We start from the raw sequence: 25287 nt of genomic DNA on the forward strand, positions 1-25287 counted from the left end.
GGCCCTCCGGCGCCCCGAGCGGCGTGCCGGTTCCGCGCCCGCACCGCGTGGCCCGCTGACGCCATGGTCGCGCTGAAATCCAAATATGCCCTGCGTGCCCTCATCGCGCTGGCGCGCGCCGGCCCGGGCGAGACCCTGCAGATCGGCACCATCGCCGCCCGCGAGGCGATCCCGAAGAAGTTCCTCGAACAGATCCTGCTCGACCTCAAGCATGCCGGCCTCGTGGCCAGCCGGCGGGGCCAGCACGGCGGCTATCACCTGCTGCGCGCGCCGGAGGAGATCGCCGTCGGCGAGGTGCTGCGCATCCTGGAAGGCCCCTTCGTGCCGCTTGCCTGCCTTGCCGATGGCGGGCACCGGCGCTGCGCCGATTGCCGCGACGAGCGGCTTTGCGCCGTGCGCCGCGTCTTTGCGAAAGTGGCCGTCGCGTCCGGCGAAATCCTCGACGGCACGACGCTGGCGGACGTGCTGTCCGACCCCGCCGACAGGCTGGACGGCGAGCGGCCGCCAATTATTCTAGTAAAAAGGTAGAAAATTATCGCGCGCTGCGCTATCATGGCGATCAGGCGTCTCGGTTCATCGAGAGGGAAGGGACAGCGCATGTTCTTCGAAAGGGCCGTCGGGAAAGAGGGCGCGCGGCCGGCAGGGCAGCCGGTGATGCGCATCGCGGTGATCGGCGCCGGACCGTCGGGGCTTGCCACGGCCATCGCGCTGATGCGGCGGCTCCATCGCCCCTTCGAGGCCTGGCTGATCGATGCCGAGGATGCGCCGGGCGCCTTCGCCGACGGCGCGGCCGGCCGGGCGCTGACGACGGAGCCGGCGCGCGACCTCTCCGTCGTGCCGGATCGCCCGGAGGATTTCTGCGACTGGCTGAAAACGGGCCTGTTCTCGGGCGGTGCCGTCGCGGCGTTGCGCGGGGCGCAGGACCTGCACGTGCCGCGCAGCCTGTTCCGCGATTATGTCATGGCCCGCTTCGCCGAGGCGCTGGCCCTCCGCCGGGACGTGCGCATCCGCACCTTCCGCGGCGCCGTGCGCCATATCGGCCTGCGCGCGGAGGGCCTGCGCATCGGCTTTCGCGACGGGGAATATGCCGACTTCGACCATGTCGTCGTCGCCACCGGATTCGGCATCGCCCAGCGCGAGGCCGCCTCCTGGCGCGCCGCGCGGGCCGCCGCCGAGCGCTTGTCGCAGGCGGAAGCGCCGCCGCCGCTGACGCTGGTCGGCAACGGGCCTCGCCTTGCCGCCATCCTGCTCGACCTTCGGGCGGGCGGTTATGCCGGGGAGATCCGTGTCGCCGCGGCGGCAGGCCGCCTGCCGCAGCCGCATGGCCGCGGCGAGGGCGGCATGACGCTCGGCGTGCCGCCCGCCACCCGGTCCCTGAAGGACGCCTTCCGCTATATCCGCAGGGAGTGTAGGGCCGCGGAGGCCCAGGGCGGCGGATGGCAGTCCGTCGTCGATGCCGCCTCCGCCCGCCTTTCCGTCGTCTGGCGCCATCTGCCCCAGGCCGAGCGCAACCACTACCGGCGGCATCTCCTCGGCCTGCACCGGCACTTCTCCATCCGCATCGCGCGCGACATCCACCGCCGCCTCGCCGGCGAGTTCGAGACCGGCCGCACCCGCTTCGTGCCGCCCTGCGATCCGAAGTCCTCCGGCGAAAACACCATCGATTGCCGCGAGACGCCGTCTGCCCGCGCGCTGGCCGGCCTGCTCGGCCGTGACGCCGCCCCGCTCACCGTCGACGAGTGCGGCCGTCTCGCCAGCCACGAGGCGGTATTGGGCGGCCTGTCCGTGGTGGGCGCCGTCGCCTCCAGCCTGCGGCCCGGCCCGTTCACCTTTGCCGAAACGGTGCGGCAGGCCTACAGGGCCGTGCTCGATATCCAGACGCAGGGCCTTGCCCGCGTCTCGCAGCGCTGAAGACGTATCTGCCGCGAAAAAAGGTCGGGCGCAGCGGCGGAAACGGCGGTTTTTTGTGGATGCATTTTGCGTGCGAAGTTGGATTAGCGGAATGAAATGTTCGGCTCTTGCGGGTATCCACAGGTTGTCCGTTGCGCGCTTCCGGCCTGTTTGAAACCCGTTTTGCGAGTTGCAGAGGCATTGTTGACTAACTCTACTAATTCACTAGGGTTTGTGTGGGATAGAAATCCAAGGAGGTTGGAGATGTCGATATTGGCCAAACGGTTCGGGGCTTTGATCGTGGGTGTCGGGCTTGCGCTCGGCGGGGTGACGGGGGCGTTCGCACAAACGACGCTGCTCAACGTCTCCTATGACCCGACGCGCGAGCTCTACAAGGATTACAACGCGGCCTTCGCCAAGCACTGGAAGGCGCAGACCGGCGAGGACGTCACGATCCAGCAGTCGCATGGCGGTTCGGGCAAGCAGGCCCGCGGCGTGATCGACGGCCTGGAAGCCGACGTGGTGACGCTGGCGCTCGAAAGCGACATCAACGCGATCGCCGAGAACACCGACAAGATTCCCAAGGACTGGCGCACCCGCCTGCCGAACAATTCCTCGCCCTACACCTCGACCATCGTCTTCCTGGTGCGCAAGGGCAACCCCAAGGGCATCCAGAACTGGGGCGACCTGGTGAAGGACGACGTGCAGATCGTCACCCCGAACCCGAAGACCTCGGGCGGCGCCCGCTGGAACTACCTTGCGGCCTGGGCCTGGGCGAACGAGGAATTTGCCGGCGACCAGGACAAGATCAAGGCGTATATCGCCGAGCTCTTCAAGCGCGCGCCGGTGCTCGACACGGGTGCACGCGGCTCGCTCACCACCTTCGCGCAGCGCCAGATCGGCGACGTGCTGCTTGCCTGGGAGAACGAGGCCTATCTCGCGGGCGCCGAGTTCGGCGCGGATTCCTTCGACATCGTCTGGCCGCCGATCTCGATCCTCGCCGAGCCGCCGGTCACCGTCGTCGACGGCAATGTCGACGCCAAGGGCACCCGCAAGCAGGCGGAAGCCTATCTGGAATACCTCTATTCGGACGAGGGCCAGAACATCGCGGCCAAGCACTACTATCGCCCGTCCAAGCGCGATGTGGTGGCACCCGAGTTGCTCAAGCAGCTTCCCGACATTAAGCTGGTCACCATCGACGACCCGATCTTCGGCGGCTGGGTGAAGGCACAGCCCGAGCATTTCGGTGACGGCGGCGTCTTCGACCAGATCTACAAGCCGGGGAACTAACAGTTTTGACGACTTCTGCTGCTGCTTCCGGGCGGTGGCGACTGAGACAACCGAGCGTCATTCCAGGATTCGGACTGACGCTCGGTTTTTCGCTCGCCTATCTGACCCTCATCATCCTCATCCCGCTCGCCGGCCTCGTCTGGCGCTCGGCCGGGCTATCGGGCGCGGAATTCCTCGCCATCCTCTCGGACCAGCGCACCCTCAATGCGCTGAAGGTCTCCTTCGGCACGGCCTTCATCGCCGCGCTCGTCAATGTCGTGTTCGGCGTCATCGTCGCCTGGGTCATCGTGCGCTACGAGTTCCCCGGCCGGCGCATCATCGACGCCATCGTCGACCTGCCCTTCGCGCTGCCGACGGCCGTCGCGGGCATCTCGCTCGCCGCGCTCTATGCGCCGAACGGCTGGATCGGCCAGATCCTCAACCTCTTCGGCATCAAGGCGGCCTTCAACCCGACCGGCATCGTCATCGCGCTCGTCTTCATCGGCCTGCCCTTCGTGGTGCGCACGGTGCAGCCGATCATGGAGGAGATCGACCGCGAGGTGGAGGAGGCGGCCGCGACGCTCGGCGCAGGCCGCTTCCAGACCATTTCCCGGATTCTGCTGCCGGGCCTCTCCCCGGCGATCCTGACGGGATTCGCGCTTGCCTTCGCCCGCGGCGTCGGCGAATACGGCTCGGTCATCTTCATCGCGGGCAACATTCCCTACGTCTCGGAAATCGCGCCGCTGCTCATCGTCATCCGCCTGGAAGAGTTCAACTACGGCGCGGCGGCGGCGATCGCCACCATCATGCTGGGGCTGTCCTTCGCCATGCTGCTGTTCATCAACCTCGTCCAAGCCTGGAACCGCCGGAGGTATGGCCATGGCGCATAAGTCCTTTCGCCTGCGCTCCCCGACGACGGAGGCGCCGCTCGCACGCTATATGCTGATGGCGGTCGCCTTCCTCTTCCTGGCGCTCTTCCTCATCCTGCCGCTCGTCGCCGTCTTCATCGAGGCCTTCCGCAGGGGCGCGGGCGAGTTCTTCGCCTCGCTCGACGATCCCGATACGCTGGCCGCGATCCGCCTGACGCTCACGGTCGCCGGCATCGCCGTGCCGCTCAACCTCGTCTTCGGCGTGGCGGCGGCCTGGGCCATCGCCAAGTTCGAGTTCAAGGGCAAGGCGTTCCTGACGACGCTGATCGACCTGCCGTTCTCCGTCTCGCCGGTGATTTCCGGCCTCGTCTACGTGCTGCTCTTCGGCGCCGGCAGCGCGCTCGGGCCCTGGCTCAAGAGCCACGGCATCGAGATCCTGTTCGCCGTGCCGGGCATCGTGCTCGCCACCGTCTTCGTCACCTTTCCCTTCGTCGCGCGCGAGCTGATCCCGCTGATGCAGGAGCAGGGCACGGGCGACGAGGAGGCGGCCCTGTCGCTCGGCGCCTCCGGCTGGCAGACCTTCTGGTACGTGACGCTGCCCAACATCAAGTGGGGCCTGCTCTACGGCGTGCTGCTCTGCAACGCGCGCGCCATGGGCGAGTTCGGCGCGGTCTCGGTGGTCTCGGGCCATATCCGCGGCCTCACCAACACGATGCCGCTGCATGTGGAGATCCTCTACAACGAGTACAACTTCGTCGCCGCCTTCGCGGTGGCCTCGCTTCTCGCCGCGCTCGCCCTCGTCACGCTCGTCGTCAAGACGGTGCTCGAACTTCACTACGGCGCGGAAATCGCCGCCGGCCGCAAGCATTGACCTGAAAGGCACGCCCGTATGGACGTCAGTGTAAAAAACATCCGCAAGGAATTCGACCGATACCCGGCGCTCAACGATGTCTCGCTCGACATCCGCTCCGGCGAGCTGATCGCGCTTCTCGGCCCCTCCGGCTCCGGCAAGACGACGCTCCTGCGCCTCATCGCCGGCCTGGAGCAGCCGACCCTCGGGAAGATCTATTTCGGCGCCGAAGACGCCTCGCACCGGACGGTGCAGGAACGCCATGTCGGCTTCGTCTTCCAGCACTACGCGCTCTTCCGCCACATGACCGTCGCCGACAACATCGCCTTCGGCCTCACGGTGCGCCCGCGCGGCGAGCGGCCGGACAAGGCGGAGATCCGCCGCCGCGTCGGCGAGCTCCTGGAGATGGTGCAGCTCTCCGGCCTCGAGAAGCGCTATCCGAACCAGCTCTCCGGCGGCCAGCGCCAGCGCGTCGCGCTCGCCCGCGCCATGGCGATCGAGCCGAAGGTGCTGCTGCTCGACGAGCCCTTCGGCGCGCTCGATGCCAAGGTGCGCAAGGAGCTGCGCCGCTGGCTGCGCGAGTTCCATGACCGCACGGGCCACACCACCGTCTTCGTCACGCATGACCAGGAGGAGGCGCTGGAACTTGCCGACCGCGTGGTGGTGATGAGCCAGGGCGCGATCGAGCAGGTCGGCTCCTCGGACGATGTCTACGACCGCCCGAACTCGCCCTTCGTCTTCTCCTTCATCGGCGACAGCGCCAGCCTGCCGATCCGCGTGGCCGATGGCGCGGTCCACTTCCAGGATACGCCGGTCGGCATCACCCCGCGCGCCAGCGACATCGCGTCCGGTGCCGGCACGCTGTTCTTCCGCCCGCAGGATGTGGTCCTCATCGAGGATCCCGCCGCGCCGGCGCTCGAAGGCCGCGTCGCCACCTCGCGCCGCCTCGCCGGCACCCGCATCGCCGACCTCGACATCGGCAGGCCCGGCGCGCCGCACCATGTCGAGATCGAGGTGCCGCTGGAGGCGACCGCCGCGACCGGCACGGCGATCCGCTTCCGCCCGACGCGCTGGAAGACCTTCGCGGAATAGAGGCCGCTCGGCGGCCATGGCGATGCCCGTAAGGGCCGCTCACCGTTCCGGCAGGTGGAAGGCCTGCTGGAAATAGGAGCGGAAGGCGAGCATGGGCGGGGAAAGCTCCATGTTGCGCCGCCAGGCGAGGCCGACATCCATGGCGGGTACGGCATCGCTGATATTGACCGTCTCGATGCGCCGGCCCTCCAGCGACCAGGGCCGGTGCACCATGTCGGAGAGGATCGCCACGCCCTGGCCGTTGGCGACGAGCGAGCGCACCGCCTCCACCGAGGAGGTGCGCAGGATGACGCGGGGCTGGTAAGGCGTCGTGCTCCAGTATTTGAGGGCGGAATGCGCCGCCTCGTCCACCGTCAGCATGATGTAGGGTTCCTCCGCGATCTCCTTCAGCCCCACCGTCTCGGCCTGCAGCAGCGGATGCTGCGCCGGCAGCCAGAGGCGGCGCGTCGAGCTCAGCACCTTCTCCGTCACCAGCGCGGGATTGAGGATGTTGGAGGTGAGCAGCACCGACATGTCGTAGCGGTTGCTCAAAAGCCCCTCCTCGATCGACTCGCGATTGAGCTCGAAGAGCTGGATGTCGAGCTTCGGGAAGAGGCGCCGCAGCCGCTCGATATGCAGCGGCAGGAAATAGCCGATGACCGTATAGGTCGCCGCGACCGTCAGCGTGCCCTCGATCTCGCTGCTGACGGCATTGAGGTGCACCGCCTCGTCGACCTTCTTCAGGATCTCGTAGGCATGCGACAGGAACTGCCGGCCGGCCGGCGTCAGGTCCATGCCGTGCGGCGTGCGCAGGAACAGGCCGACGCCCACCGTGCGCTCCAGCTCCTTGATCGCCGTCGTCACCGCGGACTGCGAGATCGACAGGTCGACGGCGGCCTGCGAGATCTGCCCGAGCTCGGCCGTCGCGACAAAGTAGCGGATCTGTCTGAGGCTGATCGTCAAGGCTGTGCCATCCCTTCTGATTTATTGCGGCAAGGTATCGGAAAATCAGAAGGAGCGATATCGAAATGGGCATGGCGTCGCGCCATTGCGGGCATTCCGCGCATATCCATTTGATTTCCCATATTTTTGCGCCGCAACAAAAAGAGGCAACGGGTTCTGATTTTCAGAATTTATATATGGAAAAATAGAATTTTTCAAAAGGCGGAAAACGACCTAGCGTTTCCCCGTCGGGAAAAGCAGGCGAGGGAAGAGACAGTGCGCGAGGTCGTCGACATCAATTGCGACATGGGCGAGGCCTTCGGCCGCTGGCGCGTCGGCGACACCGACGATGCCTCCCTGATGCCGCTGATCAGCTCGGCCAATATCGCGGCCGGTTTCCACGCCGGCGACCCGAACCTGATGGACCAGACCGTGCGGCTTGCCGCCGAACACGGCGTCGGCATCGGTGCCCATCCGGGCTACAACGACCTGCAGGGTTTTGGCCGCCGCAAGATCGCCGGCACCGCCCGGGAACTCGTCAACGACATCATCTACCAGGTCGGCGCCATCCGGGAATTCGCCCATCGCCACGGCGTGCGCCTGCAGCACGTCAAGCCGCATGGCGCGCTCTACATGGAGATGGCCGCCAATCCGGAACTGTCGCGGATCTTCGTGCAGTACATGCGCACCGTCGAGCCGAATGCCTACATCTTCTGCATGGGCGGCTCGGCCACCTGGCGCGCGGCCGGGGAGGCCGGCCAGCCGGTCGTGCGCGAATTCTATGCCGACCGGGACTATGACGACAGCGGCTCCATCGTCTTTACCCGCGATGCCGGCCGGCCCGATCCGGCGGCGATCGCCCGCAAGGTCCTGCGCGCCTGCAAGGAGGGCAAGGTCAGGACGGTGACGGGAAACGACATCGCCATCGACTTCGAGTCCATCTGCTTCCATTCCGACACGCTCGGCGCCTTCGACATCGTGCGCCAGATGCGCGAGGCGCTGGTGGGGGCGGGCATTCGCATTGCGCCGGTCTCGGACGTGGCCGGGCGCTGACGTCATAAAGTGGAGAGAGAACCATGAGCAAGATCGAGATCAGATCGCCCCTGCCGGGCACCTTCTACCGGGCATCCTCGCCGGACGTCCCGCCGTTCAAGGCGGATGGCGACGCCGTGGCGAGCGGCGATGCGATCGGGCTCATCGAGGTGATGAAGACCTTCCAGGAAGTGCCGGCCGGCGTCGAGGGCAGGAACATCACCTTCCTCGTCGACAACGAGGAGCCCGTCATGGCAGGCCAGGTCATCGCCGAGGTGGAGGCATGACCATCCGCTCCATCCTCGTCGCCAACCGCGGCGAGATCGCGGTGCGCATCATCCGGGCGGCCAGGGCGCTCGGCATCCGCACCGTGCAGGTTCACAGCGCGGCGGATGCCGACATGCTGGCGGTCAAGCTCGCGGACGCCGCCGTCGACATCGGCTCGCCGGCGCCGAAGAAGTCCTATCTCAACATAGCGGCGGTGGTGGACGCGGCGAAGGCCGCCGGCGTCGATGCGGTGCATCCCGGCTACGGCTTCCTCTCGGAAAATGCCGATTTCGCCGATGCCGTCGAGGCGGCGGGCATGGTCTTCATCGGCCCGAAGGGCGACGCGATCCGCCTGCTCGGTGACAAGGTCGCGGCGCGGGAAGTCGCGGCGAAGGCCGGCGTGACGACGGTGCCGGGGAGCGCAGGGCGCCTCTCGACGATCGAGGAAGCGCGGGCCGTGGCGGAAAGAACCGGCTTTCCGATCATGATCAAGGCGGCGGCAGGCGGCGGCGGCCGCGGCATCCGCATCGCCGCCGACCGTGCCGACCTGGAGCGCCATTTCCCGCAGGCCTCCGCCGAGGCGCTCGCCGCCTTCGGCGATGGCGGCCTCTATCTGGAGAAGGTCATCACCCGGGCGCGCCATGTCGAGGTGCAGATCCTCGGCGACGGGCAGGATTTCATCCATTGCTTCGAGCGGGAATGCTCGCTGCAGCGCCGCCGCCAGAAGGTGTGGGAGGAGGCGCCGTCCTTCCTGCTGCCGGCGGATGTGCGGGCGCGGCTTTGCGAGAGTGCCGTGGCGCTTGCCCGTGCGGTCGGCTATCGCGGCGCCGGCACGGTGGAATATCTCTATGACGAGGCGACGCGGGAATTCTACTTCATCGAGGTGAACACCCGCATCCAGGTCGAACATCCGGTGACGGAGATGATCACGGGCATCGACCTCGTCGAGGAGATGATCCGCATCGCCGGCGGCGCGCCGCTGTCGATCCGCCAGGCGGATGTCGCGGCCGAGGGCCACGCCATCGAATGCCGCATCAATGCGGAAGACCCTGCCAGGGGGTTCATGCCCGCGCCGGGAACGATCACGAGGCTCGTCGTGCCTGAGGGCGAGGGCATCCGCTTCGATACGATGCTCTACGAGGGCTACACGATCCCGCCCTTCTACGATTCGCTCGTCGGCAAGCTCGTCGTCTGGGCCGAGACGCGCGAGGCTTGCCTCGCACGGCTGAAGGGCGCGCTGGAGGGGCTGGCGATCGAGGGCATCCCGACGACGATCCCGCTGCATCTGGCGCTCACCGCGGACGACAGCGTCCGGCGCGGGGCCTTCGACACCCGCTTCCTCGAACACTGGCTTGAAACCGAATTCGCCGCAAGGGCCGGCACGACTGCGGAGGTTGCCTGATGAGCATCCGATACACATTTGGCGGCGACGAGCACCTCTTCGTCGAATGCAGCGAGGAGATGTCGCTCGAAGCCTTCTTCAAGAGCCTTTCCATGGCGAAGGGCGTGCGCGAGAGCGGCATCAGGGGCGTGACGGAGATCTGCCCGGCCAACGCCTCCTTTCAGGTGAAGTTCGATCCCGACCTCATCCATCCCGACGACATCCTGCGGGAAGTGAAGGCGATCGAGGGCGCGGCGGAAAAGGCCGAGCCCGTGCTGAAGACCCGCATCGTCGAGATCCCCGTCTTCTACAACGATCCCTGGACGCACGAGACGCTGATGCGCTTTCGCGAGCGCCACCAGGACCCGTCGGGCACCGACCTCGACTATGCCGCGCGCATCAACGGCTACGGCTCGGTCGAGGATTTCGTCACCGCGCATTCCGGCTCGCCCTGGTTCGTCTCCATGGTCGGCTTCGTCGCGGGCCTGCCGTTCATGTACCAGATGGTCGAGCGAAAGCGGCAGATCCAGGTGCCGAAATACCTGCGGCCGCGCACGGACACGCCGAGGCTGACGGTCGGCCATGGCGGCTGCTTCGGCTGCATCTATTCGGTGCGCGGGGCGGGCGGCTACCAGATGTTCGGCATCACGCCCATGCCGATCTTCGACCCGGCGCAGACGACCAGTTATCTTCGCGATTTCATGGTCTTCTTCCGCCCCGGCGACATCGTCAAGTTCAAGCCGATCGATCGCGACGCCTATGACCAGGCGGTGGAGGATGTCGACCGGGGCCGTTTCGCCCCGCCCATCCGCGAGGTGCGCTTCGACCTCCGGGACTTCCAGAAGGATATCGACGGCACCAACGCCAAGCTGGAGGGCATGCTCCATGGCCATTAAGGTTCTCCATCACGGTCTTGCGACCACCGTCCAGGATCTCGGCCGGCCCGGCTATTTCCACCTCGGCATCCCCGTCGGCGGGGCGATGGACCGTTTCGCCATGCGCGCGGCGAATTTGCTGGTCGGCAATGACGAGGGCGCGGCGGGGCTCGAGGCCGTCTTCATCGGCCCCAAGCTGGAATTCACCGAGGATGCGCTGGTCGCCGTCACCGGTGCCGACATGCCGGCCAAGGTGGACGGCGTTGCCCAGCCCGGCTGGACGGCCTTCAAGGTGAAGGCGGGCCAGACGCTGACCTTCGACTTCCTGAAGTCCGGCGCGCGCATCTTGATCGCGGTCTCCGGCGGCATCGATGTGCCGGAAGCGCTCGGCAGCCGCTCGACCTATCCGATCGGCGCGCTCGGCGGCTACAAGGGCCGGCCGCTTGCCGCGGGCGACGAATTGCCGGTCGGGAAGGCAAGCCTTTCCAGCGAGGGAAGAACGGTGCCCGAGGCGCTGCGCCGCACGCCGGGCCTGCCGGCGGCGCTGCGCGTCGTGCCGGGCCTCTACTGGCATCGCCTGACCGAGGCGTCGCAGGAGAACTTCTTCGCCGACGAATGGAAGGTGGCGAACGAGGCCGACCGCATGGGCTATCGCTTCAAGGGCGGGCGCAAGCTGGATTTCGTCGCGCGCGACCAGCCCTTCGGGGCGGGTTCCGATCCGTCGAACATCGTCGACAGCTGCTATCCCTATGGCTCGATCCAGGTGCCCGGCGGCACGGAGCCGATCATCCTGCACCGCGACGCCGTCTCCGGCGGCGGCTATTTCATGGTCGGCACGGTCATCTCCGCCGACATGGACCTGATCGGCCAGCTCCAGCCCCACACGCCAACCCGTTTCGTCAAGGTGACGATGGAGGAGGCGCTGGCGGCACGGAAGGCCCGGCAGGCGAGCCTCGCGCAGCTGCGCGAAGCGCTGGCATAGGGGGAGGGGGCATTGTCCGCGGAGCGACGGCGGCTTTGGGTGCACCCCCCTCTGGCCTGCCGGCCATCTCCCCCACAAGGAGGGAGATCGGCCAGGGGCAAGACCCTTGCTCCATCGGCGACGTTGGAGATGGGCGAAACGGTGCTCCATCCGATCTCCCCCCTTGTGGGGGAGATGGCCGGCAGGCCAGAGGGGGGTATGCACTACGGCCCGGCCTGCCCGAAGTCGGGCGATGCGCGGCACTCTTCCCGCTCAATCCAGCACGGGCGTCAGATACGCTGCCGTGACGCCCGGCCCGGGGATGATCGCGACGATCTTCATCTGGGCGATGGTGCGGTTCAGCGAGGCCTCCAGATGGGTCTCCATCATCGAGACGGCCGCCTCCGTCGCCCCGCGCAGCAGAAGCTCGCCGACCAGCCGCAGCTCCGTGATAATCGCGGGATCGCCCGGCAGGCCGAGGCGGCGCAGCAGCCGGTCGGTGGCCGTGACGGGCAGGAGGTTGTTGCGCACGAGATCCTTCAGCCGCTCGTTCGGCGCGGCGAGCACGCAGCATTCGATGAATTCGGTCTGGATCGCCTCGCTTTCGCGCAGGGAGCCGGCGGCGCTCGCCTCCTCGGCGGCGCGCAGGCGCTTCAGCAGCGTCTCCAGCCGCGCCTGGTTGACGGCCCGCGCGCCAAGGCGGATCGCCGGCGGCTCCAGCATGGTGCGCAGCACGAAATGGTCTTTCACCGTCTGGGCGGTCAGCGGCCCGGCGATCCAGTGCGAGCTCTGGTTCTTGCGCACGAGCCCCCGCTCGCGCAGGCGCGTCAGCACGTCGCGCACCACGGTGCGGCTGACGTTGAAATGGGTGGCGAGCTCCATCTCGATGATGCGGTAGCGGCCGAACACCACGCAGCCGGCGACGTCCGCCTCGACCTGGTTGTAGATGCGCTCCCAGGAGGAGCGGCTTTGCAGCGCCTCGTCCGCATGGCGCGGCACGATCAGCCCGAGCGCCTTGATGTCCGTGCGGTTCGGCTCGATGCCGGCGCCCGGCGGGCCGACCAAGAAGCCGCGACCGGAAAAGCGGTGCACCAGCCCCTCCGCCTCCAGCGCCTGCAGCGCCCTTTGCACCGGCGCGCGCGAGGTCTGCAGGATGTCGGCGATCGGGCCTTCCAGGAGCACCAGGCCGGGCGGCAGCGTGCCCGCCTCGATATTGCTGCGCAGCACGTCCTCGGCGATCGCGTAGCGCCGCTGGGTGCCGGTGGCTGCCTGCTCGTCCTTCATGGGTCCCTGATCCGTCGGCCTCGTGGAGGGCAGCACTCTGCCGCATTCTCCGCCGCAAGGAAAGGATAGCATAAATGATTATTGAATACAAAATTTGAAGATAGCTTCGACGATTCTTCGAGCGTGAAAGAGGAAGGCGCGCTATCGCTGGTCGCGCCGCCATGGCGGTCCGGCCGCCGAATTTATTGGCGAAAGCGGTGAATTTTGCGCATAATGCGCGGAAATTCGCCAGAAGACGTGGGAAGTCCTGGTGCGAAGACGACGTCTCCGCGGCCGGAAATTCATGAGCAAAAGGCCGGGCCGGCCCCGCGATAGAAATTTCTAAAAAGTCTATTGAATACAAAAATCATTTATGCCATGGTTTTGACAACAAGACGCCCGGAAGAGGCGTCGGCAGTGGAACAAAACGAAATGCTCAGGATCGACGCTGCGCCGCGCATCTGACCGATGCGCGAACGGGAGCCTCTTGCCCTCTCCGAAGGCCTCTTCGCGCCCGGGGATGCGGAGCCCCGTGCGCCGAGGGTCCTGGCCGGAACTGGTGGGAACAGAGGTGTCAGCCGTCCTCCAATTGAAGAATGTGCACAAGGCCTTTGCCGGCGTGCCGGCGCTTGCGGGCGTCGATGCGGCGCTCATGGACAATTCCTATGTCTCGCTGCTCGGGCCGTCGGGCTCGGGCAAGACGACGCTGCTGCGCGTCATCGCCGGCTTCGAGCAGCCGGACGGCGGGGAGATCCTCTTTGCCGGCAGGCGCATCGACGGCGTGCCGCCGCATGAGCGCGGCATCGGCTTCGTCTTCCAGAATTTCGCGCTCTTTCCGCATCTGAGCGTCGCGCAGAACATCGCCTTCGGCCTCGAGAACCGCGCCGTCGCCCCGGTGACGGACACGAAGGCCGTCGCCGCCCGGGTGCGCGACATGATCGGCCTCGTCGGGCTCACGGGCCTCGAAGACCGCGCGGTCACGCAGATCTCCGGCGGCCAGAAGCAGCGCGTGGCGCTCGCCCGCACGCTGGTGACGGAGCCGAGCATGGTGCTGCTCGACGAGCCGCTCGGCGCGCTCGACGCCAACCTGCGCACGCGCATGCGCGGGGAGCTCCGCACCATCCGCGAGCGCTGCGGCGTCACCTTCCTCCACGTCACCGGCTCGGAGAGCGAGGCGCTCGCCATGGGCGACACCGTGCTGGTGCTCGATCACGGCCGCATCGCGCAAGCGACGGATGCCGGCACGCTCTACAGCCGCCCGGCCTCCGCCGACGTCGCGCGTTTCCTCAATTGCTACAACATCTTTTCCGGCGCGGTCTCGGGCGATGTCTTCGAGAGCCCCGTCGGCCGCCTGGCGCTCGGCGGGGTGCGCCAGGCATCCGGCAGGCCGGCCTACGCCATCCGCTACGACCGTGTTGCGATCCGCCCGAGGGATGCGGCGGCCGCTGGCGACGAGGTGCGCATCGAGGCGAGCTTCGTCGCCAGCGAGTATTCCGGCGCGGCGATCAACTCCTTCTTCACGCTCGACGACGGCCGCGTCTTCGAGGTGGAGACGCATCTCAGCCATGCCGCGCCCGAGGCCTTCGAGGAGAAGGCCCGCTACGCCCTCGTCTGGAAACGGGAGGACGCCCTTGTCTTCGTTTGAGAACCCCGTCGCCGGTCCCGCCCCTGTCCACCCGGAGAATGAGAGATGACGATGGCCGCCACCAGCCATGACACGCCCGTCGAAACGGCGGCGCCTTCCACCCGCAGGCAGCCGGACCGCACCTATTGGCTGCTCGCCCCCGGCGTCCTGTGGATGCTGCTCTTCCTCGTCGCGCCCATCCTGATGATGGTCTACGTCTCCTTCTGGACGCAGACCACCTTCAAGATCGAGCCGACGCTGACGCTGAAGAGCTGGATCACCTTCTTCTCCTCCGACACCTATCTCGGCGCGCTCTGGACGACGGTCCGCATCTGGCTGATCGTGCTCGTCTCCACCCTCCTCGTCGGTTATCCGGCGGCGCTCTTCGTCGGGCTCTTCGTCAAGAACAAGACGCTTTCGACGGCACTCCTGGTGCTCTGCGTCATCCCGTTCTGGACCTCCTTCCTCATCCGCGTGCTCGCCTGGCGGCCGATGCTCGGCAAGGAGGGCGCGATCAACATGATCCTGATGAAGCTCGGCATCGTCACCCAGCCGATCGAGGTGCTGCTGTTCTCCGAGCTCTCCGTCATCATCGGCATGACGCAGATCTACTGCGTCTTCATGGTCGGGCCGATCGCCTTCATGCTCGGCCGCATCGACCCTTCCGTCATCGAGGCGGCGCAGGATCTCGGGGCGAGCTTCTGGCGGATTTTCAGAACCATCATCCTGCCGCTCTCCATGCCGGGCGTGGTGGTGGGCGCGATCTTCGTCTCCGTGATGGTGCTCGGCGAGTTCGCCACCTCGGCCGCGCTTTCCGGCCGCAAGGTCAACCTTCTCGGCAACATCATCGTCACCCAGGTGGGGTCGCTGAAATGGGCCTTCGCCGCGGTTGCCGGCGTGGTGCTGACCATCCTGATGGGCGCGGTCGTCGCCGCGCTGCTCCGGGTCGTCGATCTCAGGAAGGAGCTCTGAGCCATGAACGCTTCCGGCATCAAGCTCGGCCTCGGCCTCTATACGACGCTGTTCATCGTCTTCCTCTACGGCCCGCTCGCCGTGCTCGCCATCCTCTCCTTCCAGACAGGGCCGGAAGGCGGGCCGCAGTTCCCGATCATCGAATGGTCGACCTACTGGTACAAGCACCTCTTCGGCCTCACCCCGCCCTCGCGCATCGCGCCGCTGCCGATCGAACAGGCGCTGGTGCGCTCGCTGGCGCTCGCCGTCATGACGATGATCGTCTCGACCGTGCTCGGCGTCACCGCCGCCCAGGCGTTCCGCAAGAGGTTCCGCGGCTCGGGCGTCGTCTTCTATCTCATCGTGCTCGGCATGATGGTGCCCGGCGTGCTCGTCGGCCTCGGCATGGCGCTGGTCGCCAACACGCTCGGCGTCGACCGCCACTGGTGGGGCACGGCCTTCGTGCTGCATGTCGTCTACACCTTCCCCTTCGCCTTCCTCGTCATGCTGGCGATCTTCAACCGCTTCGATCCGAGCGTGGAGGAGGCCGCCTGGTCGCTCGGCGTCACCCCGGCGCGCACCTTCCGCAAGATCACCTTCCCGCTGATCTTCCCCGGCGTTCTCTCGGCCATGCTCTTCGCCTTCACGCTCTCCTACGACGAGTTCTCGCGCACGCTCTTCGCCTCGGGCCGGGACCTGACGCTGCCGCTCGCCATCTACGGCACCTTCTCGGTGGAAGTGCATCCGAACGTCTTCGCCTTCGGCGTGCTGACCACGCTGTTCTCCTTCGCGCTGCTCGGCACCTATGCCGTGCTGATGGGTCTGTCGGTGCGCCGTGCCAAGCGCATGGCGATCCAGGAGGAGGCGTGATGGCGGGCGCTGCTCTTATCACCGGCGCAGGCTCCGGCATCGGCCGCGCCATCGCGCAAAAGCTCGCGGCGGACGGTTACGCCGTGACGGTCAACGACCTCTCGCCCGAGCGCGCCGAGGCGGTGGCGGACGAGATCCGCGCGGCGGGCGGCAAGGCCGTCGCCGTGGCGGGCGATGTCTCCGGCGAGGCGGATGTCGCGGCCATCCATCTTGCCGCCGTCGCGGCGCATGGCGATGTCACGCTGCTCGTCAACAATGCCGGCATCGCCCATCAGGCGCTGTTCGAGAACCTCGACGTCCGCGATTTCGACCGCATGTTCGCCGTGCATGTGCGCGGCACGTTCCTGATGACCAGGGCCGTGCTGCCGGCGATGCTCTCCGCCGGGGCGGGCGTCATCGTCAACGTCGCCTCGCAGCTCGGCCAGATCGGCGGCGTCGAGCTCGTGCACTATTCCGGCGCCAAGGCCGCGATCATCGGCATGACCAAGGCGCTTGCCCGCGAGGTTTCCGCCCGCGGGGTGCGGGTCAACGCCGTCGCGCCCGGCCCGATCAACACGCCGCTCGTCATGCAGCTTTCGGAGGACTGGCGGGCCGCCAAGCGGGCGGGTCTGCCGCTCGGCCGCTTCGGCGAGCCGGAGGAGGTGGCCGAGACCGTCGCCTTCCTCGCATCCCCCGCCGCCAGCCTCTTCGTCGGGCAGACGCTCGGGCCGAACAGCGGGGACGTGATGCTGTGACCCCGACGACGCTTGCCCATCGGATGGACCGGTCGCCCCATGCGATCGCCCCCTTTTGACTTCGGAGACAGCCATGAGCGCAGACAAGAAACGCATCGTCATCGTCACAGGGGCCGGCATCGGCATCGGCGCGGCCACCGCGAAGGCGTTTGCGGCCCTGGGCGACCATGTGGTCGTCACCGACATTCTTGAAAGGGAAGGCCGGGAGACGGCGGCGGCGATCTCGGCCGCGGGCGGCGCGGCGGAGTTCCACCTCTATGACGTGCGCTCGACGAAGGCGACCGACGCGCTGGTCGCCGATGTCGAGGCGCGGCACGGCCGCATCGACGTCGTCGTCGCCAATGCCGGCATCGCGCACCGCACGAAGCTGGCCGACCTCACCGACGAGAAGTGGGACCTCACCTTCGACATCGACCTCAAGGGCATCTTCCGCCTCGTGCGGGCCGCCGCGCCCGGCATGCGCGCCCGCCGGTCGGGATCGGTCGTCGCGCTCTCCTCCATCATGGGCGTCGCCTATGGCTGGGACGAGCACGTGCACTATTCGGCGGCCAAATCCGGCGTCGTCGGCCTGGTGCGGGGCCTTGCCGTCGAGATGGCGCGCGACGGCGTGCGGGTGAACGGCATCGCGCCCGGCTACATCCGCACCGCGCAGCTTCTCTCGGAGGAGAACTCGCTCGGCCCCGCGGGGGCGGAGAAGGCGGCGGAGTTCATTCCGATGGGGCGGCTCGGGACCGGGGAGGACATCGCCGATGTCGCCGTGTTCCTCGCCTCCGACAGCGCGAGATACATGACCGGCCAGGTGCTGGTCGTGGATGGCGGCCTCCTGGTGGGCCGGTACTGAGCAATCCCGGCAAGCATGTGCAGCGGTTTGCGCCCGGAATTGCAGACAAAAAGGAGCCGCGGGGCGGCTCCGGGGAACGATAACAACTGGAGAAGAGACATGTTCAAGTCGGAAATCAATCGCCGCTCGCTCCTCAAGCGCTCGGCCGGGGTGATGGCGCTGGCGATGGGCGGCGGCACGCCGTTCCTCTCCTCGCGCATGGCCTTCGCGCAGGCCGCTGACCTCGCCGGCCAGCAGCTGCGCACCATCGGCCTTTCCGTGACGGTGCAGGAGCGCATCCTTGAGGAGTTCAAGAAGGCCTCCGGCGTCGGCGGCACCTCGGGCACCGCCGCCACCTTCCCGGACGCGCAGACGAAGATCCTCTCGGGCTCGAAGGACTACGACTGCTGGGAGATCATCGCCGAGCGCCTGCCCTCCATCGTCATGACCGACAATGTCGAGACGATCCCGGCCGCCTCGCTGAAGAACTGGGCCAATATCCGTGACACCTTCACCACGGCGAGCGACAAGTGGGACCGCGCCGCGCAGATTGTCGGCCAGATCTGGGCGGACGAGGGCCAGACCGTGCTCAACATGGTGCCCGCCGTCTACAACTACGATTCCATCGGCTACAATCCGGATGTGCTCTCCGACGAGGAGGCCAACACCTGGACGGCGATCTTCGATGCGAAGTGGAAGGGCAAGTCGGGCCTCAACACCGACCCGCTCATCGCCTTCGGCCAAGCCATCATGGCGATGAACACGCTCGGCCTGTCGGATGTGAAGAACCCCGGCAACCCGACCGCCGCCGAGATCGACGAGGCTGCCGCCTTCCTCGTCTCCAAAAAGAAGGAAGGCCAGTTCCGCGCGCTCTGGGGCGATTTCGGCGAGCTGGTCAACCTGATGGCCTCGGGCGAGATGGTCGTCTGCGACGCCTGGCAGCCGGCCGTCATGGCCGTCAAGGCGCAGGGCAAGGCCTGCAAATACGCCGTGCCGAAGGAAGGCTATCGCGGCTGGGCGATCGGCCCCTCGATGATCGCCGGCACGGCCAACCGCGACGCCGTCATCGCCTATGCCGACTACTGGCTCTCGGGCGAGCCCGGCATCACGGTCTCCGAACAGGGCTATTATTCGCCCTCCACCAACATCAAGGACGTCATGTCCCCGGAGAAATACGCCTTCTGGTACGAGGGCAAGCCCTGGGTCGGCGCGGAGGAGCGCGGCATCAAGGAGGGGGACCTGCGCGACGGCGGCTCGCTGGAGGAGCGCGCGAAGAACGTCGCCTACTGGCACCAGTGGCCGGACGAATACGACCACCTCATCCAGAAGTGGGACGAGTTCCTCAACGCCTGATCCCAAGACGAAGGACCGGGGCGCGCGTGGCCCCGGTCCGCGACCGGAGATTTCCTGATGCTGTTCGACCTCGAACTCAACAATGTCGGCAAGGTCTATGACAATGGCACGCCCGCCGTCATCGACTTCAACCTGTCCGTCCGCAAGGGCGAGTTCATCGCCTTCCTCGGCCCGTCCGGCTGCGGCAAGACGACGACGCTGCGCATGATCGCCGGCTTCGAGGGCATTTCCTCCGGCGACATGCTGATCCGCGGCGAGCGGATGAACGACGTGCCGCCGCAGCGCCGCCCGACCTCGATGATCTTCCAGAACTACGCGCTCTTCCCGCATATGAGCGTGCGCCGCAATGTCGGCTACGGGCTGGAGGTCAAGGGTGTTCCCAAAGGCGAGCGCGAGGCGAAGGTCGACCGCATCCTTGCGACGCTCGGCCTTGAGGACATCGCCGAGCGCAAGCCGGAGAAACTCTCCGGCGGCCAGCGCCAGCGCATCGCGCTCGCCCGCGGCCTCGTCGTCGAGCCGGATATCCTGCTGCTCGACGAGCCGCTCGGCGCGCTCGACGCCAATCTGCGCAAGGCCATCCAGAACGAGCTGAAGCTCCTGCAGAAGAGCCTCGGCGTCACCTTCATCTTCGTCACGCACGCCCAGTCGGAGGCGCTGGCGCTCTCCGACCGCATCGTAGTGATGAACCAGGGCCGCATCGAGCAGGTGAGCCCGCCGCACCAGCTCTACACCCGCCCGAACACGCCCTTCGTCGCGCAGTTCATCGGCCGCAACACCGTGCTTGCGGGCGAGGTCGCCGGCAGCGAGGGCGAGGACGTGGTGGTGACGACAGGCATCGGCACGCTTTGCGGCCGCGCCAACGGCGCGCTCGCCGAGAAGGGCCGCGTCAATCTCGTCGTGCCGGCCGAGGCGATCGAGGTGCATGCGGCGGGCGAGGCGGCGCTGTCCGGCGCGAAGAACCGGGTGGACGCCCGCATCGAGCGCTCGGAGGTCGTCGGCCATATCGCGCATCTGACGGCGCGGCTTCAGGACGGGCGGGCCGTCGCGCTCGAAGCCCATGTCGACAAGTACCGCCCGGGCGCGTTCCCGGCCGGAACCCCCGTTCTTTTGAGCTGGAACCCCGCCGAGGCGACGGTCATCCCGGCCCATTGATCCTTTTTTGAGGGAACCAAGGAGATACAAAATGGCAAAAGAGATTTTGTGCAGTTTCGGCGTCGACGTCGACGCGGTGGCCGGATGGATCGGCTCCTATGGCGGCGAGGATTCGCCGGATGACATCTCGCGCGGCATCTTCGCCGGCGAGGTCGGCAGCCTGCGCCTCCTCAAGCTCTTCGAGCGGTTCGGCGTCAAGACGACCTGGTTCATCCCCGGCCACTCGATCGAGACCTTTCCCGAGCAGATGCAGGCCGTCGCCGAGGCCGGCCACGAGATCGGCATCCACGGCTATACCCATGAGAACCCCATCGCCATGACGCGCGAGCAGGAGACGGAGGTGCTCGACAAGAGCATCGAGCTCGTCTCGAAACTCTCGGGCAAGCGCCCGACCGGCTATGTCGCGCCGTGGTGGGAGTTCTCCAACGTCACCAACGAGCTGCTTCTGGAGCGGGGTATCAAGTACGACCACTCGCTGATGCACAACGACTTCACGCCCTATTACGTGCGCGTCGGCGACAGCTGGACCAAGATCGACTATTCGAAGAAGCCGTCGGACTGGATGGTGCCGCTGAAGCGCGGGCACGAGACCGACCTCATCGAGATCCCGGCCTCCTGGTATCTCGACGACCTGCCGCCGATGATGTTCATCAAGAAATCGCCGAACAGCCACGGCTTCGTCAATCCGCGGCATCTGGAGGAGATGTGGCGTGACCAGTTCGACTGGGTCTACCGCGAGATGGACTATGCCGTCTTCCCGATCACCATCCACCCCGACGTCGCCGGCCGGCCGCAGGTGCTGATGATGCTGGAGCGGCTTTATGCGCATATGATCAGGCATCCGGGCGTGAAGTTCGTGACGATGGACGAGGTCGCGGATGATTTTGCGCGGCGGTCGCCGCGGAAGAAGTAGGGGCGAGCACCCCCCTCTGGCCTGCCGGCCATCTCCCCCTCAAGGGGGGAGATTGGCAGGGGGCGGGACTCCTGATCCAAGAGCGACGTTGGAGATGGGCGAAACGGTGCTCCATCCGATCTCCCCCCTTGAGGGGGAGATGGCCGGCAGGCCAGAGGGGGGTGCACCAAGGAAGAAAGGACGAAACCCCATGTGCTCCCTATGCGGTGTCATCGGCGGAGACCAGCACTGGACGGACGCGGCCGCGCGGCCCGGCGTCTACACGCGCAATGTCGAGCGGCTCGACCGGCGACGCGAGCGCGCCCGGCGGGTGACAGCTGTCAACCGCGTGCTCGCCGCCTTCGGCATGGGCCTTTCCGACTGGCAGGGCTCATCCTTCGTGCTGGCGACGCGCACCGGCAAGAGCGAGATGATCGAGGACCTCGGCCACCTCTGGCCGGCCGCCGAGCGCCTTGCCGGCCGTCCCTGCGATCCGCTCGATCCCGTGCTGATCGCGCGCATGGAGAGCGTAAGCGATGGCTGACATTCCCGCCTTCACGCCCGTCCATCTGCTGACCGGCTTCCTCGGCTCGGGCAAGACCACGCTGCTGAAGCGCCTGCTTGCCGATCCGGCGCTCGCCGATACCGCCGTCATGATCAACGAATTCGGTGCGGTCGGCCTCGACCATCATCTCGTCGAGCGCATCGACGACACGATGGTGCTGCTGCAGTCGGGCTGCGTGTGCTGCACCGTGCGCGGCGAGCTGGCCGAGGCGCTGCGCGATCTCCATTCGAAGCGCGACCGCGGCCTCGTGCCGCCCTTCACCCGCGTCGTCATCGAGAGCACGGGTCTTGCCGATCCCTTCCCGGTGCTCTCGACGCTGAAATCCGATCCCGTGCTGCGCCATCATTTTCGTGTCGGCAGCGTGGTGACGACCGTCGATGCCGTCAACGGCCTCGCCCAGCTCGACACCTATGTCGAATCGAACCGGCAGGCGGCCATCGCCGACCGCATCGTCGTCACCAAGGCGGATCTTTGCCCGGGCAATGCCGCTCTGGTGCGCCTGCTTTCGCGGCTTGCCGAGCTCAACCCGGACGCGGTAAGCCACATCGCGGCGGCCGATGGGCCGGGCGCCGATGCGCTCTTCGGCGATGACACGGCGCAGCGGGCGGCAAGACTGCAATCGGCGAGCGGCTTCTACTGCGATGCCCCCGCCGGGCTGGTGACGGCGGACGGTACGCCGCACCAGGCGGCCATCTCCTCCTTCGTGATCACCGTCGATACCCCGATCGACTGGACCGGCTTCGGCGTCTGGCTCACCATGCTGCTCAACCGCCATGGCGAGCGCGTGCTGCGGGTGAAGGGCATGCTCGACATCGCGGGCGAGGACCGGCCGGTGGCGGTGCATGGCGTGCAGCATCTCGTCCATCCGCCCGTGCATATGGACGCCTGGCCGGCGGGGGAGCGCTCCTCGCGCATCGTCTTTATTGTTGACGGTCTCGATCCGAACCTGTTGAAACGGTCCTTCAACGCCTTCGCGCTTGCCGGGAAGGCCGCAGACAGTCCGCAGCCAGAGGCAGCCGCACCGGTTCGCAACGCCCAGAGCCCTTGATGAACAAGCATTCCCCGAAACCGGAACCGGCCGCACCGGCCGTCCATACGGCGGGCAAGCCGAAGCTGCGCGTGCTCGGCACGGCCATCTCGCTTCTGGAGGAGCTGCGCGTGAAGGCCGAGGCCGATCTCGGCATCGAGGTCAGCTTCGACAACAACGATTTCATCGTCACCCAGCACAAGGCCGCGCAGGAGCCCGACCGCTACGACATCTACGACCAGTGTTTCCACAATCTCGACATCGTCTGGTACTGGCGCGCCATCCAGCCGATCGAGATTGCCCGCATTGCGCTCTGGGACGAGATCAACGACCTGACGAAGACCGGCCAGATCGGCCCGAGCGCCCGCATGGGCCAGGGCGACGTGCCGGCGCGCAAGCTCTATGTCCAGCCGAGCCTCGCGCTCGGCGACACGCCGACCGGCCGCATCTCCATGCTGCCGACGACGCACAATTTCGACAGCTTCGCCTATCGCAGCGATGCCGCCGATCCCCTTGCGCCGATGAACAGCTGGGCCGCGCTGCTCGACGAACGCTGGAGCGGCCGCGCCGCGCTCGTCGACGAGCCGGCGATCGGCATTTTCGACGCCGCGCTCGCCGCGCAGGCGGCCGGCCTGATGAGCTTCGGCAATATCGGCAACATGACGGTGGCGGAGATCGACGAGCTGATGGATATCCTGGAGGCGCGGCGCAAGGCGGGCTTCTTCCGGGGGTTCTGGCGCACGGCGGAAGAGGCCGCGGGGCTGATGGTGGCCGGCGAAACCGACATCCAGAGCATGTGGTCGACGGGCATCGGCATCCTTAACGGCCGGGGTTTCCCCGTCGAGCAGGCGACCCCGGTGGAGGGCTATCGCGCCTGGCACGGCGGCCTGTGCCTTTCCCGGCGGCTTTCCGGCCGCATGCTCGATGTCGCCTACGACTATCTCAACTGGTGGATTTCCGGCTGGCCGGGCGCGGTCGTCGCCCGGCAGGGCTACTATATCTCCACCCCGGAGCGCTCGCGCCGCTACATGAGCGCCGCCGAGTGGGACTACTGGTATGAAGGCCTCGCCGCGCGGGAGGACCTGCCGGGTCCCGACGGCGCCGTCCGCGTCAAGCGCGGTGCGGTGCGCAGCGGCGGTTCCTACTGGCAGCGCGCCAACGGCATCGCCGTCTGGAACACGACCATGGATGAACACAACTATCTCGTCCGCCGCTGGATGCAGCTCGTCGGGCGCGCAGAGAAGGACATTTGACGATGACGACAGAGCCGCGGTCGATCGCCCAGCTTTCCGTGCTCCTGCAATCGGGCGCGCTCGATCCCGTCGCGCTCGCCGAAGAGACGCTTGCCGCCATCCGGTCCCATCCGGACGCCGCGATCTTCACCGTTCTTCTGGAGAAGCGGGCGAAGGCGGAAGCGGAGGCCGCGCGGCGGCGCCTGCGCGAAGGGCGCTCGCACGGCGTGCTGGATGGCGTGCCGATCGCCTGGAAGGACCTTTTCGACATTGCGGGCCTGCCGACCACCGCCGGCTCGCGCGTGCTGAAGGATGCGGCGCCCGCAGGCCGCGACGCGGCCGTGGTGCAGGCGCTCGCCGGCGCCGGCATGGTCAGCGTCGGGCGGGTGAACATGAGCGAGTTCGCCTTTTCCGGCCTCGGCATCAATCCGCATTACGGCACGCCGCGCAACCCGGCCTCGCCGGCCGGCGAGCACCGCATTCCGGGCGGCTCCTCCTCCGGCTCGGGCGTCGCGGTCGCCGCGGGGCTCGTGCCCGTTTCCATCGGCACCGATACCGGCGGCTCGGTGCGCATCCCCGCCGCCTTCAACGGCATCGTCGGCTACAAGGCGACGCGCGGGCGCTATGCCATGGACGGCGTGTTCCCGCTGGCCAAAAGCCTCGATTCGCTCGGCCCGCTCTGCCGCACCGTGCAGGATGCGGTGTGGATCGACGCCGCCATGCGCGGGCAGGCGGCCGCCGGCCCGCTGCCGCGCCTCAGCCCCGCCGATCTCTCCTTCGTCATTCCCGAGACCGTGTTCTTCGACGGGGCCGAGCGGGAGGTCGTCGCCGCGTTCGAAGCGTCCGTCGAGCGCCTGGCGCGGGCGGGCGCCCGCATCCGCCGGCAGGCCTTCCCGGAATTCTCCGCGGTCTTCGACGTGATGGCGCGGCACGGCGCGCTGGTGACCGCTGAGGCCTTCGTGCTCCACCGCGCGCGCATCACCGGCCCGGCGGCGGCCGAAATGGATCCCCGCGTCGTCAAGCGCACGCTTCTCGGCGAGAAGATCGCGCTGTCCGACTATCTCGAAACGCTGGCCGCCCGCGAAAGGCTGACGGCCGCCTTCGAGGCGCGGCTCGGCACGCAGGATATCCTCATCAGCCCGACGCTTCCCCATGTCGCCCCGCCGGTCCAGCCGCTGCTCGACGACGAGGACCTGTTCTTCCAGACCAACGGCAAGACGCTGCGCAACACGCTCGTCGGCAATTTCCTCGACTGGTGCGGCGTCTCGCTGCCCTGCGGCACGGGGGCCGGCGGCATGCCCGTCGGGCTCCTTCTCTCGGGGCCGAAGGACAGCGACGAACGGGTCCTTGCCGCCGCCGCCGCGGTGGACGGCTGGCTTCGCTAGGGCGCAGCCGAA

At 67.4% G+C, this 25287-nt stretch carries 25 protein-coding genes; 23 read left to right on the forward strand and 2 right to left on the reverse strand.

Going from position 1 to position 25287, the window contains the following annotated elements; translation table 11 throughout:
- The first annotated feature begins 63 nt into the window (after positions 1–63).
- The 6 genes from AABF56_RS32985 (at position 64) to AABF56_RS33010 (ending at position 5970) form a co-directional block, all read left to right on the forward strand.
- On the forward strand, positions 64–528 hold the full coding sequence (locus tag AABF56_RS32985) for an RrF2 family transcriptional regulator (protein WP_272808865.1): 465 nt from the start codon (positions 64–66) through the stop codon (positions 526–528).
- 69 nt (positions 529–597) lie between these two features.
- Positions 598–1911: an FAD/NAD(P)-binding protein gene (locus tag AABF56_RS32990; RefSeq protein WP_272808866.1), complete on the forward strand. Its 1314-nt coding sequence runs from the start codon at positions 598–600 to the stop codon at positions 1909–1911.
- Between the two features lie 243 nt (positions 1912–2154).
- A complete protein-coding gene (locus AABF56_RS32995) occupies positions 2155–3180 on the forward strand; it encodes a sulfate ABC transporter substrate-binding protein (RefSeq protein WP_244769109.1) in 1026 nt (341 codons plus the stop codon).
- Between the two features lie 5 nt (positions 3181–3185).
- On the forward strand, positions 3186–4049 hold the full coding sequence (cysT, locus tag AABF56_RS33000; protein WP_272808867.1) for a sulfate ABC transporter permease subunit CysT: 864 nt from the start codon (positions 3186–3188) through the stop codon (positions 4047–4049).
- Complete coding sequence (gene cysW, locus AABF56_RS33005; protein ID WP_272808868.1) at positions 4033–4899, forward strand: sulfate ABC transporter permease subunit CysW; 867 nt, start codon at positions 4033–4035, stop codon at positions 4897–4899. Before cysT ends, cysW begins: the two co-directional genes overlap by 17 nt.
- Positions 4900–4917: 18 nt before the next feature.
- Positions 4918–5970, forward strand: coding sequence for a sulfate/molybdate ABC transporter ATP-binding protein (locus AABF56_RS33010; protein WP_272808869.1), 1053 nt, complete (start codon positions 4918–4920; stop codon positions 5968–5970).
- Between the two features lie 39 nt (positions 5971–6009).
- Here the strand turns inward: AABF56_RS33010 and AABF56_RS33015 are convergent, their stop codons facing one another.
- Positions 6010–6912: a LysR family transcriptional regulator gene (locus tag AABF56_RS33015; protein ID WP_064333776.1), complete on the reverse strand. Its 903-nt coding sequence runs from the start codon at positions 6910–6912 to the stop codon at positions 6010–6012.
- A 255-nt stretch (positions 6913–7167) separates the two neighbouring features.
- Here AABF56_RS33015 and AABF56_RS33020 point away from each other — a divergent pair, with 255 nt between their 5' ends.
- The 5 genes from AABF56_RS33020 to AABF56_RS33040 are packed head-to-tail and all read left to right on the forward strand — an operon-like array spanning position 7168 to position 11428.
- Positions 7168–7944 (forward strand): 5-oxoprolinase subunit PxpA, encoded by a 777-nt coding sequence (locus AABF56_RS33020; RefSeq protein ID WP_244769113.1) that lies wholly within the window; start codon positions 7168–7170, stop codon positions 7942–7944.
- 23 nt (positions 7945–7967) lie between these two features.
- Entirely contained in the window at positions 7968–8210 is a 243-nt protein-coding gene (locus tag AABF56_RS33025; protein ID WP_244769114.1) for an acetyl-CoA carboxylase, read from the forward strand.
- Entirely contained in the window at positions 8207–9592 is a 1386-nt protein-coding gene (locus tag AABF56_RS33030; protein WP_272808870.1) for an acetyl-CoA carboxylase biotin carboxylase subunit, read from the forward strand. Before AABF56_RS33025 ends, AABF56_RS33030 begins: the two co-directional genes overlap by 4 nt.
- Complete coding sequence (locus AABF56_RS33035) at positions 9592–10467, forward strand: 5-oxoprolinase subunit B family protein (RefSeq protein WP_272808871.1); 876 nt, start codon at positions 9592–9594, stop codon at positions 10465–10467. Before AABF56_RS33030 ends, AABF56_RS33035 begins: the two co-directional genes overlap by 1 nt.
- Entirely contained in the window at positions 10457–11428 is a 972-nt protein-coding gene (locus AABF56_RS33040) for a 5-oxoprolinase subunit C family protein (RefSeq protein WP_272808872.1), read from the forward strand. The genes AABF56_RS33035 and AABF56_RS33040 overlap by 11 nt, the downstream gene beginning before the upstream one ends.
- A 252-nt stretch (positions 11429–11680) precedes the next feature.
- Here AABF56_RS33040 and AABF56_RS33045 read toward each other — a convergent pair whose 3' ends face one another.
- Complete coding sequence (locus AABF56_RS33045) at positions 11681–12691, reverse strand: GntR family transcriptional regulator (protein ID WP_272808873.1); 1011 nt, start codon at positions 12689–12691, stop codon at positions 11681–11683.
- Between the two features lie 550 nt (positions 12692–13241).
- Between AABF56_RS33045 and AABF56_RS33050 the strand changes: the two genes are divergently transcribed.
- The 12 genes from AABF56_RS33050 (at position 13242) to AABF56_RS33105 (ending at position 25275) form a co-directional block, all read left to right on the forward strand.
- Positions 13242–14315 (forward strand): ABC transporter ATP-binding protein, encoded by a 1074-nt coding sequence (locus tag AABF56_RS33050; protein WP_272808874.1) that lies wholly within the window; start codon positions 13242–13244, stop codon positions 14313–14315.
- A 45-nt stretch (positions 14316–14360) separates the two neighbouring features.
- Positions 14361–15266 (forward strand): ABC transporter permease, encoded by a 906-nt coding sequence (locus tag AABF56_RS33055; RefSeq protein WP_064333784.1) that lies wholly within the window; start codon positions 14361–14363, stop codon positions 15264–15266.
- A 3-nt stretch (positions 15267–15269) separates the two neighbouring features.
- Complete coding sequence (locus AABF56_RS33060; RefSeq protein WP_244769119.1) at positions 15270–16115, forward strand: ABC transporter permease; 846 nt, start codon at positions 15270–15272, stop codon at positions 16113–16115.
- Entirely contained in the window at positions 16115–16849 is a 735-nt protein-coding gene (locus AABF56_RS33065; protein WP_272808875.1) for an SDR family NAD(P)-dependent oxidoreductase, read from the forward strand. The genes AABF56_RS33060 and AABF56_RS33065 overlap by 1 nt, the downstream gene beginning before the upstream one ends.
- Before the next feature lie 73 nt (positions 16850–16922).
- The gene (locus AABF56_RS33070) at positions 16923–17690 is read left to right on the forward strand and encodes an SDR family NAD(P)-dependent oxidoreductase (RefSeq protein WP_272808876.1); all 768 of its coding nucleotides are present in this window, start codon (positions 16923–16925) and stop codon (positions 17688–17690) included.
- Positions 17691–17789: 99 nt separating this feature from the next.
- The gene (locus tag AABF56_RS33075; RefSeq protein WP_064333788.1) at positions 17790–19022 is read left to right on the forward strand and encodes an ABC transporter substrate-binding protein; all 1233 of its coding nucleotides are present in this window, start codon (positions 17790–17792) and stop codon (positions 19020–19022) included.
- 57 nt (positions 19023–19079) lie between these two features.
- Positions 19080–20174, forward strand: coding sequence for an ABC transporter ATP-binding protein (locus AABF56_RS33080; RefSeq protein ID WP_272808877.1), 1095 nt, complete (start codon positions 19080–19082; stop codon positions 20172–20174).
- A gap of 31 nt (positions 20175–20205) precedes the next feature.
- On the forward strand, positions 20206–21087 hold the full coding sequence (locus AABF56_RS33085; RefSeq protein ID WP_272808878.1) for a polysaccharide deacetylase family protein: 882 nt from the start codon (positions 20206–20208) through the stop codon (positions 21085–21087).
- Positions 21088–21277: 190 nt separating this feature from the next.
- A complete protein-coding gene (locus AABF56_RS33090) occupies positions 21278–21610 on the forward strand; it encodes a hypothetical protein (protein WP_244769124.1) in 333 nt (110 codons plus the stop codon).
- Positions 21603–22679 (forward strand): CobW family GTP-binding protein, encoded by a 1077-nt coding sequence (locus tag AABF56_RS33095; RefSeq protein WP_272808879.1) that lies wholly within the window; start codon positions 21603–21605, stop codon positions 22677–22679. The genes AABF56_RS33090 and AABF56_RS33095 overlap by 8 nt, the downstream gene beginning before the upstream one ends.
- Positions 22679–23911, forward strand: a complete 1233-nt coding sequence (locus AABF56_RS33100) for an ABC transporter substrate-binding protein (protein ID WP_244769126.1) — start codon at positions 22679–22681, stop codon at positions 23909–23911. The genes AABF56_RS33095 and AABF56_RS33100 overlap by 1 nt, the downstream gene beginning before the upstream one ends.
- A gap of 2 nt (positions 23912–23913) precedes the next feature.
- Entirely contained in the window at positions 23914–25275 is a 1362-nt protein-coding gene (locus AABF56_RS33105) for an amidase (protein ID WP_338341944.1), read from the forward strand.
- Positions 25276–25287: the final 12 nt, after the last annotated feature.

It is taken from the genome of Shinella sp. WSC3-e (assembly GCF_945994535.1).
In the GTDB taxonomy this organism is placed as follows: domain Bacteria; phylum Pseudomonadota; class Alphaproteobacteria; order Rhizobiales; family Rhizobiaceae; genus Shinella; species Shinella yambaruensis.